The sequence below is a fragment of the Elstera litoralis genome (genome assembly GCF_000963705.1).
Lineage (GTDB): Bacteria > Pseudomonadota > Alphaproteobacteria > Elsterales > Elsteraceae > Elstera > Elstera litoralis.
The window spans coordinates 1-1,332 of sequence record NZ_LAJY01000601.1 but is presented as its reverse complement, the minus strand read 5'-3'; the positions used below and the strand labels follow the sequence as shown (position 1 = coordinate 1,332).

2 protein-coding genes are annotated in these 1,332 nt (G+C 56.8%); both read right to left on the bottom strand.

All coding sequences use genetic code 11. The features are described from left to right. Window positions 1–720 (bottom strand): carbohydrate ABC transporter permease (locus VZ95_RS18075; RefSeq protein ID WP_045777099.1); only part of this gene is annotated, 720 nt, incomplete at its 3' end. 4 nt (window positions 721–724) lie between these two features. After that, window positions 725–1,332: ABC transporter substrate-binding protein (locus VZ95_RS18070; protein ID WP_045777098.1), on the bottom strand; the 608-nt coding region annotated here is incomplete at its 5' end.

The following is a 1,332-nucleotide window of genomic DNA, read 5'->3' as shown; positions in this document are numbered from 1 at the left end:
GAAGGCTTCAATCGTCTGCACAACGGCATTGAAGAACACGACCGGGGTGAGCATCGGCAGAGTGATGCGGAAGAACTGTCGCATCTTACTAGCCCCGTCGATCTGCGCCGCCTCGTAAATATCCTGCGGCACTTGGCGCAAACCGGCGAGGAAGATAATCATCGGCGAGCCGAACTGCCAAATACTCAAGATCACCAACGTATACAACGTGTAATCCGGATCGGAAATCCAGCTCGGCCCCTGTATGCCGAACGCCATAAAGACGATCTGATTGACCAAGCCATTGCCCGCAAATAATTGCCGCCACAGCACGGCAATGGCCACACTGGCCCCCAACAGCGACGGCAGATAAAACACCGCGCGATAGAGCGGCAGCCCGGCAATCCCCTTATTCAGCATCAGCGCGACCAAGAGGGCGAAGATCAGCTTCAGCGGCACCGATAGGATCACATAGACGAAGGTGACATGCAGCGATTCGATGAACTTCGGATCGTCGGTTGCGATGCGCACGTAATTTGCAGTCCCCACCCAGCGCGGGTCCCGCAGCAAGTCAAAATCAGTGAACGACAGATAGAGCGAGCCGAGAGCTGGCCCAATCGTCAGACCGAAGAAACCAACAAGCCACGGCAGAAGAAACAGATAGCCAGGAAGGTTGCTGCGGAGGCGGCGAACCCACCTGGCCCCGCCCACTGTGACGGAGGGAGAGGCCAGAGTGGTCATTTTCCTAGCCTCGCGCCAAAATGCGGGTGGCCTCGGTCACAAAAAGCTTCGAGCCATCGGCGACGCTTAAACGCTCGAAACCAATCTGTTCATTTACCCGACGCAGCAACAGCTGAATTTCACCAGCGCCGCCTGGCGGGGTTTGCGGGAGCGAGCCAACCCGAGTACTCATCGCGGCAACGTAATCGGCCATAGCGCGACCGAGTTCGTCCAGCGATTCTGTGATCGCCTTCAAGACGGGAGCCGAGGGAGGCACACCGCGCTCGACGCCGAGAATCTTCCCGGCGGTTACATCATTCACGTAGAAATTAAGGAACCGCACCGCTTCATCGGCTTCCTTCGTGCGGGCCGACAAGCTCAGCAACATCGACGGTTTGATGTATTGCCCTGGCTTGCCGCCCGCGCCGCCGGTGGGAAAGCTGGTAAGAGCAAGCTTGCTCTTATTCAACGACTGAAAGGCTACCAGTTGATTCGAATGGTTAAAACTAATCGCAGCCTTCCCTTGGATCAGCATACTGTTCTCAACATTCTGCTTGTCCAGTGCCTGAAGGTCTGGGGTCACACACCCTCCCGAAGAGCGCATGTCGGCCCAATAGGCGAACCATTCTTCGA